General features: G+C 48.8%; 14 protein-coding genes and 1 pseudogene. 8 read left to right on the top strand and 7 right to left on the bottom strand.

What is annotated here, in order from left to right:
• Positions 1-6: 6 nt before the first annotated feature.
• The 5 genes from AC0TWI_RS12585 to AC0TWI_RS12565 all read left to right on the top strand — a co-directional run bounded on the left by AC0TWI_RS12585 (position 7) and on the right by AC0TWI_RS12565 (position 3230).
• Positions 7-648 carry a YesL family protein gene (locus AC0TWI_RS12585; RefSeq protein WP_488126684.1) on the top strand — a complete coding sequence of 214 codons (642 nt, stop codon included), beginning with the start codon at positions 7-9 and terminating at the stop codon, positions 646-648.
• Between the two features lie 19 nt (positions 649-667).
• Positions 668-985, top strand: a complete 318-nt coding sequence (locus AC0TWI_RS12580) for a cupin domain-containing protein (RefSeq protein ID WP_488126683.1) — start codon at positions 668-670, stop codon at positions 983-985.
• Between the two features lie 63 nt (positions 986-1048).
• Positions 1049-1735: a rhamnogalacturonan acetylesterase gene (locus AC0TWI_RS12575; RefSeq protein ID WP_488126682.1), complete on the top strand. Its 687-nt coding sequence runs from the start codon at positions 1049-1051 to the stop codon at positions 1733-1735.
• Positions 1736-1739: 4 nt separating this feature from the next.
• Positions 1740-2576, top strand: coding sequence for a sugar phosphate isomerase/epimerase family protein (locus tag AC0TWI_RS12570; RefSeq protein ID WP_488126681.1), 837 nt, complete (start codon positions 1740-1742; stop codon positions 2574-2576).
• A gap of 15 nt (positions 2577-2591) precedes the next feature.
• Positions 2592-3230 (top strand): hypothetical protein, encoded by a 639-nt coding sequence (locus AC0TWI_RS12565; protein ID WP_488126680.1) that lies wholly within the window; start codon positions 2592-2594, stop codon positions 3228-3230.
• Positions 3231-3342: 112 nt separating this feature from the next.
• Here AC0TWI_RS12565 and AC0TWI_RS12560 read toward each other — a convergent pair whose 3' ends face one another.
• The 6 genes from AC0TWI_RS12560 to AC0TWI_RS12535 all read right to left on the bottom strand — a co-directional run bounded on the left by AC0TWI_RS12560 (position 3343) and on the right by AC0TWI_RS12535 (position 8795).
• Positions 3343-3672 carry a hypothetical protein gene (locus tag AC0TWI_RS12560; protein WP_488126679.1) on the bottom strand — a complete coding sequence of 110 codons (330 nt, stop codon included), beginning with the start codon at positions 3670-3672 and terminating at the stop codon, positions 3343-3345.
• A gap of 194 nt (positions 3673-3866) precedes the next feature.
• The gene (locus AC0TWI_RS12555; RefSeq protein WP_488126678.1) at positions 3867-5204 is read right to left on the bottom strand and encodes a TrkH family potassium uptake protein; all 1338 of its coding nucleotides are present in this window, start codon (positions 5202-5204) and stop codon (positions 3867-3869) included.
• Between the two features lie 77 nt (positions 5205-5281).
• Positions 5282-6034, bottom strand: a complete 753-nt coding sequence (locus AC0TWI_RS12550; RefSeq protein ID WP_488126677.1) for a LamB/YcsF family protein — start codon at positions 6032-6034, stop codon at positions 5282-5284.
• Entirely contained in the window at positions 6027-7004 is a 978-nt protein-coding gene (locus AC0TWI_RS12545; protein WP_488126676.1) for a 5-oxoprolinase subunit C family protein, read from the bottom strand. The genes AC0TWI_RS12550 and AC0TWI_RS12545 overlap by 8 nt, the downstream gene beginning before the upstream one ends.
• A gap of 53 nt (positions 7005-7057) precedes the next feature.
• Positions 7058-7732, bottom strand: coding sequence for a 5-oxoprolinase subunit PxpB (gene pxpB, locus AC0TWI_RS12540; protein WP_488126675.1), 675 nt, complete (start codon positions 7730-7732; stop codon positions 7058-7060).
• A gap of 196 nt (positions 7733-7928) precedes the next feature.
• The gene (locus tag AC0TWI_RS12535; RefSeq protein ID WP_488126674.1) at positions 7929-8795 is read right to left on the bottom strand and encodes an undecaprenyl-diphosphate phosphatase; all 867 of its coding nucleotides are present in this window, start codon (positions 8793-8795) and stop codon (positions 7929-7931) included.
• 280 nt (positions 8796-9075) lie between these two features.
• On the opposite strand from AC0TWI_RS12535, the gene AC0TWI_RS12530 reads away from it, so the two are divergent.
• The 3 genes and pseudogenes from AC0TWI_RS12530 to AC0TWI_RS12520 all read left to right on the top strand — a co-directional run bounded on the left by AC0TWI_RS12530 (position 9076) and on the right by AC0TWI_RS12520 (position 13776).
• Positions 9076-10413, top strand: a complete 1338-nt coding sequence (locus AC0TWI_RS12530) for a hemolysin family protein (RefSeq protein ID WP_488126673.1) — start codon at positions 9076-9078, stop codon at positions 10411-10413.
• A gap of 546 nt (positions 10414-10959) precedes the next feature.
• Positions 10960-12566, top strand: a pseudogene (ggt, locus tag AC0TWI_RS12525) (gamma-glutamyltransferase).
• A gap of 22 nt (positions 12567-12588) precedes the next feature.
• Positions 12589-13776 carry an oxalate decarboxylase family bicupin gene (locus tag AC0TWI_RS12520; protein ID WP_488126672.1) on the top strand — a complete coding sequence of 396 codons (1188 nt, stop codon included), beginning with the start codon at positions 12589-12591 and terminating at the stop codon, positions 13774-13776.
• 219 nt (positions 13777-13995) lie between these two features.
• On the opposite strand, the gene AC0TWI_RS12515 is transcribed toward AC0TWI_RS12520, so the two are convergent.
• Complete coding sequence (locus AC0TWI_RS12515; RefSeq protein ID WP_488126671.1) at positions 13996-14193, bottom strand: hypothetical protein; 198 nt, start codon at positions 14191-14193, stop codon at positions 13996-13998.
• Between the last annotated feature and the right edge of the window lie 41 nt (positions 14194-14234).

Here is a 14234-nt window from a genome sequence, read left to right as displayed (position 1 = left end):
CTGTTGATGAAACTTGGAGGCTTTGATGGATTGTTTTTTCGGGTGTGCGAATCGATTTCGCGAATAGCCTATGTAAATGTGCTCTGGTTCACGTTCGCCGTGTTGGGGCTTGGCGTTTTCGGCTGGGCTCCTGCCACGGTCGCACTCTTTGCGGTGACACGCAAATGGCAGCTGGGCGAAAAGGATATCCCCATCTTTTCCACATACTGGACTGTTTACAAAAAGGAGTTTCTGAAATCGAACCTCCTCGGCATTCTCCTGCTTGCTGCCGGATTCATTTTATATGTCGACTTGGCCTATTTGCCGACGACAACCGTATTGTTCACGTTCGTCCGTTATGCGATCGTCGCCATCAGCTTCGTCTATCTTGTCTTGCTTTTGTATATTTTTCCGGTATACGTTCATTTTCAAGGATCCATCAAGACATATTTGAAAAATGCGCTCGTTCTCGGATTGTCTTTCCCGCATTTCACATTTATGATGCTGATCGGCGCGGCCATTTTATATACGGGCTTGAGTCTGCTTCCGGGCTTGATCCCGTTTTTTAGCCTTGGTCTGCTTGGATATATGATCATGCGCATTTCGCTGCTGGCCTTCAGTCGTGCAGAGGCGAGCAGAACCCTCAAAACGGCGGAGCTTGAAACATGATGGAAGGATGTGAGGAAAGGTGAGGAAATTCGGCCAATGGGAAGAAGCTGAACCGGGTGTTAAGCGGAAGATACTTCCTCCGGGTGCTTCCTTGATGATGATGGAGGTACACTTTGAAAAGGGTGCGGAAGGGTATGAGCATCATCATATCCACGAGCAGATGACGTACTGCCTATTCGGGAGAATGTCCTTCCGGGTTGACGGGGAAGAAACAATTCTTGAAAAAGGAGAGAGCCTCGTCATTCCAAGCCAAGCGAGACACAGTGCAAAGGCGCTTGAGAAATCTGCAATCGTTGATGTGTTCACACCGGTCCGTGAAGATTTACTTCCGGACTGATCGGCGAGAGAAGCTGTTCCTATCGAGGGAGCGGCTTATTTTCGCGCAAGAAGGAGGAGAAGAATGAAAAGGAAGATATGTATATTTCTTGCAGGGGATTCAACTGTGTCCGACTGCCCGTCTGGCCAAGAGCCGCGAGCTGGATGGGGGCAGGTGCTTTCTTCGTTCTTCGATGAAAATGTGACCGTTCATAACGAAGCGGTCGGGGGACGGAGTTCGAACAGCTTCAGGGAAGAGGGCAGGCTCCAGGCAATTTTAGAGAGGATCGATGAAGGGGATTACCTATTCATTCAGTTTGGTCACAATGATCAGAAGCCGATCGGAACCGAGCCGATTGAAGAATTTCCGGCCAGCTTGCTTCCCTACATTGAAGGGGCGAGACGGAAAGGGGCATTCCCGGTTTTGATCACACCGATGCACAGGAGGACGTTCGATGAGTCTGGCAAAATTGTTAACAGTCTTGGAGAATATCCGTCCTCGATGATCAAGCTGGCAGAGAAAGAAGGCGTCCCGCTGATTGATCTGTGGGAGAAGTCCCGCTTGATTTATGAGGACTTGGGGCCGGAGGGTGCGAAGAAGCTTTTCCTCTGGTTCAAGCCGGGAGAACAGACGAATTATCCTGATGGAATTAAAGACGATACCCATTTCAGTGAGACAGGAGCGATTAGGCTTGCGAAAAAGATCGTTGAACAGCTCCGGGAAGTGATTCCTAGTCTTGCTGTCTTTTTGAAACTTGACGAAAGGGGATAAAACAATGAATCTAGGTATACGCGCACACGACATCGCCAACCGCCCATTAGAGGAATTGGCAGAGGAAATTGCCGGGAAGGGGCTTTCCGGCGTCCAGCTGGCTTTGGCAAAATCCTTTCCCGATTTGAATACAAAAAATGGCAGTCTCTCGCCGGGACTTGCCCACCAAATTGGAGGAGCATTCAGCAGCAGGGGGTTGAGAATTTCTGTCCTCGGATGCTATATTAATATGATACATCCCGATCTCGAAGAGCGGAGAAAAGCCTTGGATCGTTTCAAGGAGCATATCCGCTATGCACGTGACTTCGGCTGCAGTATCGTCGGCACGGAAACTGGAAATGTCCACGCGAAAATGGGCTATACGGAAGATAACTTCCATGAAAAACCGTTTCTCGATGTAGTCGAGAGTGTGAAGGAGCTTGTGGCGGAGGCGGAAAAGTTCGGCGTGATCGTCGGTGTTGAAGCAGGGGTGAATCATCCGGTTTATTCGGCAAAATTGCTGAAGCGCCTGCTGGATCTTGTCGATTCAAATAATTTGCAGGTCATTTTTGATCCGGCGAATTTGCTGACTGCTGAAACATATGAACGCCAGGAAGAAATATATGATGAAGCGGTCCGCCTTCTCGGCGACAGGATTGCTATCGTCCATGCAAAAGACTTTATCATTAACGATGGAAAGCTGACCTTCACGGCAGTCGGTCAGGGCTTGCTCAATTACGATAAAGTGATGGAGCTGATCAAGCCGCGGAAGCCGCATATTCAATTTTTGATGGAAGGCACGACAGAACCGCATATCGACGGAAGCATTCAATTTTTGCGCAAAAAATACGCGGAAGCATAAATCAGGTGAGGCTGTATGAAGAAGAGTCTGAAGGAAACATTGGCGCCAATGACGGCGAGGGAGAAGTTCGATCATCTCTGGCATTATTACAAGTTCTATTTTCTCGGGGGCATCGGACTGATCGTTGCCGCCATTTTCCTATTTTCACAGCCTCCGCAGAAGGACGTTTTTTTGAATATCGTTTTGCTGGAGGAGAGGGTGAACGAAGAGGCCATCAAGAAGCTGGAGGGGGAATTGAACGAAAGGCTGCTTGCTGGAGATGAAGCGGAACATGCTGAAGTCCAGATTCGGGCTGTCCCGTTTTCGTCTGAAGGAATGAATCCGGAGGCCAATGCCGGATTGCAGAAATTTGCTGCGGAACTTTCAACCGCTTCGATTGATGTGCTCGTTGTCAGGAAAGAATTTTTTGACGAGTTGAATGAGGATGGGCAGCTGATTCCGCTTGCCGGGCTGGGCGTCGGCGGGCGAGCGCTTGAGCAGGGCTACGCTTCGCCTGGAGGAGAAATTGTCGGTGTGGATATTGAGGCAATAGACAAGCTTGCTCCCCTCGTTTACGGCCAGCAAGCCGTGCTCTGCATACCGTCAAATTCAAAGCGGCAGCCAGCTGCCACAAAGTTTTTGCAGACGGTAATGAAAGAAAATCCGGGCGGATGACCGCCCGGGTTTTCTTATTGCTTATGGAGAGTTTCACGCTTCATGCAGGCCTTAAGGGCGAGAAATCGCCTTAGGGAACTGTCCTCTCATTATTGCTTGATTGGCATGTTTGTTAAATTTGGCTCCAAAAGGAGGTGTTTTGGACGGAGAGATCTAGATCGGGTACGTTTTCGATATTTTTGCAGTTTGATAGAAAGTATAAAAAGTTCTTGATGTCCTTGATTGTCTGCTTAAAGGAGATCTGTTCGTAGTCATTGGCACGATGATGTTTAATATAGCGGACTAGAATTTCCTCACTGATGAAAGTCAGATAATGCAAGTTCGTGTATTCGAGCAAAAAAGATTGGATCCGGTCCAGTGAAGGCTGCATCGTTGCCGACACGAAGGAATCCTCATGTTCAAACTGCCGCTGAAGCAATTCCTCCCTCGTTAATTCTTCCATTTATGTATCTTCCTCTCTGACCTACGGGCGTTCTAGAATGCTTTCCCTTATACACTACCTACCAAAAATGTTATCACACGCCCTCCAATAATCAAAGATGTAAATAATGCCCATTACTTTGGAAGCATATACAAAAAGGGGGCTGATCTCCGGTCTAAAGACGCGTAAAAGCACCGGAAACCAGACTCCAAATGTTAGCCGATAAGGAGGTCTTCGTTCGGGTAACGGACTTTGGCCTGATGCTTTCTGGCCAGTGAAAAAGCCAGGGTCAGCGGGCCGAGTTTTCCGATTAGCATCATGAAGATGATGATTCCCCTTCCGACCGTGCTCAGGTGGGTTGTGACATCCATGGTGAGGCCGGCTGTCCCAAACGCAGAGACGACCTCGAACATTAACGGAAGAAAAGGCAGATCCTCTGTAATGTTCAGGATGAACAGGGATGTGAAAATCAATGACAGGCTGATGACGGCAATGGCCAACGCTTTGAAAATATGATTCGTGTGAATGGAACGGTTTAGGTAGGTCACTTCCCTTTCTCCTTTTAAATACGTGCCCACCGCCAGCAAAATGACGAGAAAGGTGGTCAGTTTGATGCCACCGCCGGTAGAAGCGCTTCCTGCCCCCACGAACATCAGCATGATCATATACAATGCTGTGGACGCATCGAAGCCGGCAATGTCAATCGTATTGAATCCTGCGGTTCTGGCTGTCACCGTCTGAAAATAGGCGGCCCACCATTTTTCCGAAAGGTCAAGCCCGCCAAGTGTAGCGGGGTTATGGTGCTCAAGCAGGAAAATAACGAGCATGGAGACGAGATTGACTAGAAGCGTGCCATAAATCATCAGCTTGGAATGCAACGTCAGTTTCCGCAGCCCTTTCTTGTCACGAAGATCGGATAAGACAGTAAAGCCGATTCCCCCAATGATGATTAGGCCGGTAATCGACAAGTTGACAATCGGATCGCCGACATACCGTGACAGATTGTCTGGCCAAAGGGCGAATCCTGCGTTATTAAAGGCAGAAACTGCATGGAAGAAACCGTAATAGATTCCCTTTGCCCAACCATATTCAGGAACCCAGCGTATGCTTAGAAAAATGACGGCTACACCTTCGATCAAGAAGGAGAAGACGAACAAACGCCGGACCAATCTGATGATACCGCCAATAGATGTCTGATTGAGGGCCTGCTGGATGACAATCCTCTGCTTCAAGCCGATTTTGCGTCCGAGCATAATAAAAATCAGAATCGAAAAAGACATAATGCCAAGGCCGCCTACCTGAATCAGCAGCATGATCACAATTTGCCCGAACAGTGTATAGGCTGCCCCTGGATCTATCACATTCAGTCCGGTCACCGTGACGGCGGACGTGGCGGTAAACAAGGCATCCATCCAGGAAATAGGCTGTACGGTCGAAAACGGCAGCTTCAACAGCACCGTTCCGGTCAGCATCAACCCTAAAAATGTTAAAATCAAAAACTGCGGCGGGCTTACATGCACAATCTTCCTATACGTACCGCTCACTCCTTCCATACTCTTGATACCAACACATTCCCCATTGTCTGTTGAAAACAAACAGCCCTTCACGATATTTAGGGCTGCTGTAACTTTTAAATTCCAATTTTGATGCCTTCTTTGGAAAAGACGCTATGCAAGGTTTGAGCGAAGCGGATGGCGGCCGGATTGTCTCCATGGAGACAAAGGGTGTCGGCCTTTACAGGGATGAGCGCTCCCTCTGCAGTTGCTGCCTGGTTCTCCTTCACCATTCTCAAAACATGGTTGATCGCAGCATTTTCATCAGTGATGACCGCATCAGGCCGGTTGCGCGGTGTCAACGTTCCGTTCGGCTGATAGGTTCTGTCGGCAAACACTTCTGCTGCATACGACAGGCCTGCCGATTCTGCGGCTTTTGTCAATTGACTGCCGGATAACCCGTATATTTTCAGTTTGGGATTCAGAGCCTTCACTGCCCGGACAATCGCCTCTGCCAGATCAGCGTCCAATGCAGCCATATTGTAAAGTGCTCCATGCGGCTTCACATGATGCAGCACTCCTCCACATGTACTGACAAATGCTTGGAGTGCCCCAATCTGATACAGGACCATATCATACGCCTCCTGTGCGGAGATGGCAAGCGGGCGCCTGCCGAAACCTTGCAGATCAGGCAGCCCCGGGTGGGCGCCGATGGCGACGCCATACTCCAAAGCCAATTCAACCGTTTCCCTCATTGTCCGCGGGTCACCAGCATGATACCCGCAGGCAATATTTGCAGAGGAAATCCACTTCATCATTTCTTTATCGCTTCCGAATGAATAGTTTCCGAAACCTTCACCCATATCACAGTTCAAATCAATCTTATACATGCTTTCCCGACTCCTCCTTTGACCACTTTAAGGCAGCCGCCGATTTCAAGAGTTGCAATTGCAGCAGATTTTCTCTCAGCAGTTCCTGTGCTGTTTTCAGCGGAATCTCTTCAAATCGTACATGGCTGCCCGGCGCTTTTTGGCTTAGCCGCGGCAAGTCGGATGTAAGGATTTCACCGATTTTCGGATATCCGCCTGTTGGCTGCCTGTCGGCCATCAAGATGATCGGTTGCCCGTCCGGTGGGATTTGGATGGAGCCGAATGCCGTTCCCTCTGTCGGCAATTGCATGGAATGCGCAAATGTGAGGGCTGGCCCTGTCAATCGGCACCCCATTCTATCCGAATTTGGGCTCACTTTGTAAAGGCTGCTGACAAACGTTTTGTGTGCCTCAGAATCCACCCAGCCGTATTGACGGCCCCGGACAAATCGCAAGGGACTGTCATCTTCCAAATAGCTTTCGGATTGGGGAGACAGCCTCCATCCCGCAGGCACCGCGGCCCAGGATTGTTCGAGTGGCAGCCTGTCCCCATTTTTGAGGGATTCGCCATGAAGCCCGCCGAGCTTCGCGCTCAGCAGCGTGCTTTTGCTGCTGAGGACTTCGGGGAGTGAGAACCCGCCTTTGACAGCGAGATAAGTTCGGACCCCGTTTTTTGCCGAATGGAAAGCAAGCCGGCTGTTCCGGCGGACAACGAACGGCTTTAAACGTGGAGCCGGCTCTCCGTCGAGAAGAGGTGCCATATCTGCACCGGCGATGGCCACAACCGCCTCAGTCTCGAATACAAGCTCAGGCCCGATCAATGTAAATTCGAGCAATGCTTCGCCGAACGGATTATTCACGGCAGCGTTGGCAAGCATAGCGGCCCGCTGATCCATCGCGCCGCCGACAGGTACCCCTGAAGCCTGCCAGCCGAACCGTCCTAAATCCTGCACCGTTGTCAACATCCCGGCCTTCGCTATATATATTCCCATCTTTCATCCACCTCTTCCCTGTTCTCTAATCCTATCGTCTATACTTTACCGCTTCACCGTGACGGTACCTTTCTCTGGAAACGGAGGCGAATGCCGGGGGTGACGAGGGCGGGCGGGGTGTTGGCAGGATCGAAGAGGGAGAGGGAGGTGCGACCGATAATTTGCCAGCCGCCGGGGGATGAATTCGGATAAATGCCCGTCTGTTCGCCGGCAATGCCGACCGATCCTTTTTCGACCCGGAGACGGGGAGTATCCTTCCGCGGAACGGCAATGCGCTTATCCATGCCTCCAAGAAAAGGGAACCCAGGAGCGAAGCCAAGAAAATAGACATCGTACAATTGGCCGCTATGAATCTCAATCACCTCTTGTTCGGTCAATCCGGCATATTCGGCAACATAGGGCAGGTCGGGACCATAGGGCGGTCCGTAATAGACCGGAATGTCCAGGATCGGGCGCTCTTCGTTCCTCTCGATCTCCACCCGCTCACCTAGGCGGATCAGCTTCTCCTTTACCTCTGCAAAAGGGAACGAGGACGGAATCCTCATTGGATCATAAAAAACCGTCAGCGTCGTGTAAGCAGGAACAGCCTCGACAAAACCTGGAAACGGTTCTTGCTCCAGCTGCCGCTTCCAGGCGATGATCACCTGGTTCGTCTCCAAGCTCATTTCCTTCGCGAATTCAATCACAACCGCCATGTCACCGAGCGGTGTAAAAATAGGTCTTCCCATCTTGATCCCGCCTTCCTGAATGTACATGTAGCTTTATTGTATGAAATCGCGCTTTCCTTGAAAAGAACAAAGCTGAACCATTCTATTAGCGTTTGCAGGCCGCCTGCCTAAGTTTCCAGTCTATACTCGTTTTTGGAGATACAATAAGGAGTCCCGTCCATAAAAAAACCTCTGCTGAAAGCAGAGGTTTCGCCAGTTATCTCATATTAATATAAACAATCCCAAGGACAACCGCCAGGATGATCCGGTATATCGCAAATGGCATCAGTTTGATTTTGTTGATCAATGCCAGGAAGAAGCGGATCGATATCCAAGCGAAGATGAACGCACTGATGAAGCCGACTGCAAAAAACGGAATCACATCGGCCGTCAAGACATCCATTTTTTTAATCAGGGAAACGGCACTGGCTCCGAACATGATGGGCACCGCCATGATAAAGGTGAAATCGGCAGCTGCACGGTGTTTCAGGCCCATGAAAACACCGCCGGAGATCGTCGCCCCGGAACGGGAAAAGCCCGGCCAGAGGGCGATGCACTGAAACAGACCAATCAGGAATGCCTGCTTATATGTAATTTCATCAAGGTCTGCCCCTTCAAAATGCCGGTTCTGTTTTTGATCACGCTTCATTTTCAAGTCGGCGCCAATCATGAGGAATGCTCCGGCAATGAGAGCGATAAGCACGGTCTCCACGGAGAACAAGTGCTTGTCAATAAAGTCCTCGAAGGCAAAGCCAAGAACGGCGGCTGGCACGAGGCCGATGATAATGTGGGTTAACTTCAGATGTTTCTGCCCCTTGTCGGGTACCGCCTGGGATCCAGGCATGCGGACACCGACAAGGCTCCAGAGCCTCTGCCAGAAGACGATCACCACGGCCAAAATGGAGCCGAGCTGGATGACGACTTTAAATGTATTTGCCACTTCAGGCGAGCCTAAAATATTGACTGACTTCAACAACATATCGTCGACGATGATCATGTGGCCAGTGGACGACACGGGCGCAAATTCAGTGAGTCCTTCGACAAGGCCCAGGATCAGAGCAACGATAAAATCCCATAAATTCAACTTTCCAACCTCGCTTTCTGTCTCAATCATAGTGTACACGGTAAGGAGCGAACAGAGAAGAATTATTTTTTGTAAGCCCTTTCCACTAGATGAAAAAACTGCTTGCAATCTGGGTTTCGGGTAGACTCGAAAATAAAACTTTAACAAAAAAACAGAAATAAAAAATAGGCAACGTGAAAGATGCATAGTATAATTTAGTGTATAAACGTCTCGTCCGCGTTATGACGATAGACGAATAAAACCACAGGAGGTGTACACCTTTCTTTGAAAGGTGAACCATTTGGACATAGTCAGTTTACTCTTAATTGCAGTTTTGATCGCAATGACCGCTTTTTTCGTAGCTACGGAATTTGCCATTGTCAAGATTAGAAGTTCGCGGATCGACCAACTCGTTGAAGAGGGGCGGTCTGGAGCTAAAGCAGCCAAACAAGTCATTACGCACATGGATGAATATTTGTCTGCATGCCAGCTTGGGATTACTGTAACCGCACTCGGCATCGGCTGGCTTGGAGAGCCCGCAGTCAAAAGCCTGCTTGACCCGTTACTGGGCAAACTTGCAATCGATGCATCGGTATCCCATATTATCTCAGTAGCAGTAGCATTCCTGTTCATTACATTTTTGCATGTGGTTGTCGGGGAATTGGCGCCGAAGACGGTAGCCATTCAAAAGGCGGAAAGGGTTACACTGATGTTTGCAAAGCCGCTCATCTGGTTTTACAGAATCATGTTTCCGTTCATTTGGGCCCTCAACGGCTCGGCCCGCTTCATGGTAAAAATATTTGGCCTCAAGCCAGTGATGGAACACGAAGTATCGCATACCGAGGAAGAGCTGCGCATCATCTTGTCTGACAGCTACAAAAGCGGCGAAATCAATCAGGCGGAATTGACCTATGTCAACAATATATTTAAGTTCGACAACCGGATCGCCAAGGAGATCATGGTGCCCCGCACTGCAATGATCACAATGTCCACTGATGACGACGTTAAGGATTGGCTTGATGTGGTCCAGGAGGAGAAATTGACCCGCTATCCGGTATACGAAGGGGACAAAGACAATATTATTGGTCTCGTCAATGTGAAAGATATCTTGATGGCGCAGATTAAAAATGGCCCGGATGGAAACCGGAAAATCACTGACTTTCTGAAACCGGTCATTCTCGTAATCGAGACGATCCCAATCCATGACCTGCTGCTGAAAATGCAAGAGGAGCATACCCATATGGCAGTTCTCGTTGATGAATACGGCGGTACGTCAGGACTTGTCACCGTCGAGGATATCATTGAAGAGATTGTCGGAGAAATCCGTGATGAATTTGATACGGATGAGGTAGAGGATATAACGAAGGTGGACGAAAATCACTATGTTTTCAGTGGGAAAGTGCTTGTTCATGAGGTCAATGATCTGCTCGGAGCAGAACTATCCGACGAGGAAGTTGACACACTCGGCGGCTGGGTGCTCTCCCAGAATTTTGACATTACCGAAGGCGGGACTTTGGAGGATCAAGGTTTTCTATTTACGGTAAAAGAAATGGATGGACACCAAGTTCAGTTTATTGAAGTGAAAAGAATTGATCCTCAGCCGATCATGATGGAAACAATGGAAAGTATTATATCATAATGATAGGGTTGTCCAGAACGTCAGTGAAAACTGATTTTCTGTGACGACCCTTTCCTTTTATATAGAGGAATTCTCTTTTTACACAATGATAAGGACTTGATCCGAAAATAACACTGGAAGAAAGCGAAAAGGCAAAACTATCGGTATCAATCCGTCTCATTGGCAGCGGAAAAAACAATAATGTAAAACTACCGGTGTCTATCTTTAAAAGTGAGCGGGTCTTCTGGGAAGGCAGCCACAAGATAAGTGAAAAAGGAAAAAGCAGGAGAAGAAAAACGCGTCATTTTTTCTTCTCCTGCTTTATTTTTTATAGACTTATTTTACTTCCGGTGTAATTCAGTTAACCAGCAAGCACCGCTGTAGATGGATTTTCAATGGAAAAATAATAGTAAATTCCAGAATTGGAAAAAAGTCGTTTATCCCTGTGCGAGACGGGAACGACATGAATGTAGCAGGGAGAATCAAAGAAAGAAATAAAGAAAGGGGTAGAGAAAAAAGTATAGGAAGGGTGAACGGTTTTTGGATTCTAATCAGACAAAACAAAGGATGGGGGCACGAAATATTGACCCGCGCTTCGGCAAGTCATTTATTGCACGCGAAGCAGCTGTAGCCTCTCCAAATGAATTGGCCACCATTGCCGGAAACAAGGTTTTGCAAAATGGCGGCAACGCAATTGATGCGATGGTTGCGGTCAATTCCACACTAGGCGTTGTTTTTCCCCATATGACCGGTCCAGGAGGAGATTCTTTCTGGATCATCCATGAAGCTGCTACAGGCAAGCAGTATTGCCTGAATGCCAGCGACAAGCTGGCAGTAAAGCAAACCGGGATGTGTATGCGGGCCAGGATCAGATTGATATCCGCAGTCCCAGAGCGGCACTCACGGTGCCAGGAGCCGTTGACGGCTGGGCCTCCGCACATGAACGGTTTGGAAAACTCTCCTTTGAGGAATGCCTCGAACTGGCAGTAAACTATGCAAGAAACGGATTTCCGGTAAGCGAGTCCTTAGCGAAATTCTCGGAATCCAGCTTGCATTTGCTCCGCTCCTATCCTTCTACTGCAGAAGTCTATCTAAAGGATGGAGTCGCTCCTTATTTAGCTGGCGAAGTGATGGATAACCCTGAAATGGCCGATATGCTTGAAGCAATCGGGAAGGAAGGCAGGGATGTTTTTTACAAAGGAGAAATTGCAAAGGACATCGTTAATTTCCTTCAGAAAGAGGGCGGCCTCTTAACGTTGGAGGACTTTGAAAAACATTCGTCCGAATGGGTGGATCCTTTGCGTGCCGAATACAGAGGCAGAATGGTTCTGGCGCCGCCTCCGAATTCTGCAGGCCATACCACATTAGAGATCCTTGGCATGTTGGAGCATTATGATATTGCCAATCTATCAGAAGTGGATTACATTGACAAGTTTACCAGAGCGACTGCTCTTGCCTTTAAAGACCGGGATGAATATTTGGATGACCCTAACTTTAACCAAGTCCCGATAAAGGAGCTGTTAAGCAAGGGATATCTTTCAGATCGGGCAAAAATGATGGATGATCCGAACATGGTTGCCCCCGAGCAAGGCTTGAGCCACAAAGGGGATACGACATTCAGCTGTGCAGTCGATCGTGAAGGAAATGCTGTAGCTTGCGTACAGAGCCTCTATTGGGAATGGGGGTCAGGGCTGGTTGCAGGAAAAACCGGTATGGTTCTTCAAAACAGAGGAACATATTTTTCACTGGATCCGTCTGCACGTAATGCATTGGAGCCTAATAAGCGTCCAGCCCATACATTAACATGTTCGATGGTGTTGGGAGATGACGGTCCGGAGCTTGTCGTCGGTGCCATGGGCGGAGACGGAGAGCCGCAAACACAGGCGACGATCATTACACGGGTATTCGATAAGGGTTATTCCGTCCAGGAAGCCATTGATGAACCCCGCTGGCTTTTAGGCAGAACATGGGGCGACCAGCATAGGGGTCTCAGACTGGAAGGGCGGTTTTCAGAAACGCTTGCTCAAGAGCTTGAAAAAAAGGGCCATATAAATGTTCATTATATAGAAGATTACAGCGACCTTGTCGGGCATGCCCAGGCGATACAGATCTTTCCGAACAGACTGGAGGCCGCGGCAGATCCACGCGCACTCGGCTTGGCATTGGGCTATTAAAATTTTCGTAGGAGGGTTCAGTATGGGAAAATCACTTGAAGAATATAAAAGAAAAGTCATGGATCAATCGATTCCGCATCCGATCCGCGGAGATAAAGGAGCAACAGACGAAGGGCCGCGCAATATAGAACGCGATCTGCAAAATCCGGATGTGATCGTACCGCCGGAGACGGATTCTGGCACATTGCCAAATATGAAGTTTTCATTCGCGGATTCACATATGCGACTTCAAAAGGGCGGCTGGTCACATGAAGTAACAGAACGTGAACTGCCGATCGCTGATACGCTGGCTTCTGTGAATATGCGCCTGAAGCCTGGCGGAGTCAGGGAATTGCATTGGCATAAGGAAGCGGAATGGGCGATCATGCTTTCTGGAAGTGCACGCATCACATGCGTTGACGCGGAAGGGCGGGTATTCATCGACGATGTCAAAGAAGGAGATCTTTGGTTCTTCCCTTCTGGTTTCCCTCATTCCATTACCGGCCTTGAAGAAGGCTGCGAGTTCCTGCTCGTCTTTGATGACGGCAGTTTCTCAGAAAACAGCACATTCTCGATAACGGATTGGTTTGCCCATACACCGAAAGAAATACTTGCGAAGAACTTTGGTGTTTCTGAGGACGCTTTTGACCATATCCCTCATAAGGAAGAGTATATGTTCCAAGGAAAAGTGCCGGGACCGCTTTGCGAAGAGCACCCGACCGATACGAACGGAGGCGTGCCGAATCCGTTCAGCTTCCGCCTGCTTGAGCAAGAACCGATTACGAGTCCTGGAGGCAAAGTATGGATCGCCGATTCGAAAAACTTCCATGCATCAAAGACCGTGGCAGCTGCTCTTGTAGAAGTGGAACCGGGCGGCCTGCGTGAACTTCACTGGCATCCGAACGCAGCAGAATGGCAATTTTATCTGGAAGGCAAAGGCCGGATGACGGTATTCGCCGCAGAAGGGCATGCGCGGACATTTGATTACCGGGAAGGCGATGTCGGGTTTGTTCCTTTCGCAATGGGCCACTATATTGAAAATACCGGGGATACAACGCTTCGTTTCCTAGAAATGTTCCGCAGTGACCATTTTGCAGATGTTTCCCTGAATCAGTGGATGGCGCTGACCCCGGCGAACACAATCAAGGAACACTTGAATGTGGATGACGACTTTATAAAGAACGCTCTCCACAAGGACAAACGGCCGGTTGTCAAAAAATCAGAGCAATAAGAGGAGGAATAAGGGCTGTCCAATAATTCCTAAAATGGAGCAGGAGCGGAAAAACCGCCGGTTTTTCCTCCTGCTTTTCCTTTTGCTGTCAGTCACGTGGTGTCTCTCAGAACACCAAATCGCACTTGGGATTTCCAAAAATTCACTCTGCTTCAAACCTCCTCTTGGCGTATACCTGTTTAAGGCTTTCCTCTACAAGGGTTTTTCTCGCTTTGCCCTTCACTTCTTCATAAACCGGGTTCCGGTAGATCTGCCGGTTTCCTTAATAAGCAATTCGACATCCAGGGATTGACGGTTATTATACTTACTGAATGCGGGGATGATCACGCGTTTCGGATGTTCGAAGACCGTCTTAGCCTCGATCGGAAATGCCAGTTGTCTGGTATAATTATCAGCAACAGTCTTTAGATTGCACATGAAAAATCGCTCCTTTAGATGGTGTTGTGGTGACTTCACTT

The organism is Lederbergia sp. B243.17, from assembly GCF_057657925.1.
The sequence above is the reverse complement of the archived record's forward strand: the minus strand, read 5'-3'. Positions and strand labels throughout refer to the sequence as shown.

Coding starts and splice junctions, on each gene's coding strand:
- AC0TWI_RS12545 (WP_488126676.1), bottom strand. CDS start 7,004: ATGGGAATATATATAGCGAAGGCCGGGATGTTGACAACGGTGCAGGAT.
- AC0TWI_RS12550 (WP_488126677.1), bottom strand. CDS start 6,034: ATGTATAAGATTGATTTGAACTGTGATATGGGTGAAGGTTTCGGAAAC.
- AC0TWI_RS12555 (WP_488126678.1), bottom strand. CDS start 5,204: ATGGAAGGAGTGAGCGGTACGTATAGGAAGATTGTGCATGTAAGCCCG.
- AC0TWI_RS12585 (WP_488126684.1), top strand. CDS start 7: ATGAAACTTGGAGGCTTTGATGGATTGTTTTTTCGGGTGTGCGAATCG.
- AC0TWI_RS12515 (WP_488126671.1), bottom strand. CDS start 14,193: ATGTGCAATCTAAAGACTGTTGCTGATAATTATACCAGACAACTGGCA.
- AC0TWI_RS12565 (WP_488126680.1), top strand. CDS start 2,592: ATGAAGAAGAGTCTGAAGGAAACATTGGCGCCAATGACGGCGAGGGAG.
- AC0TWI_RS12520 (WP_488126672.1), top strand. CDS start 12,589: ATGGGAAAATCACTTGAAGAATATAAAAGAAAAGTCATGGATCAATCG.
- AC0TWI_RS12570 (WP_488126681.1), top strand. CDS start 1,740: ATGAATCTAGGTATACGCGCACACGACATCGCCAACCGCCCATTAGAG.
- pxpB (WP_488126675.1), bottom strand. CDS start 7,732: ATGGGAAGACCTATTTTTACACCGCTCGGTGACATGGCGGTTGTGATT.
- AC0TWI_RS12575 (WP_488126682.1), top strand. CDS start 1,049: ATGAAAAGGAAGATATGTATATTTCTTGCAGGGGATTCAACTGTGTCC.
- AC0TWI_RS12560 (WP_488126679.1), bottom strand. CDS start 3,672: ATGGAAGAATTAACGAGGGAGGAATTGCTTCAGCGGCAGTTTGAACAT.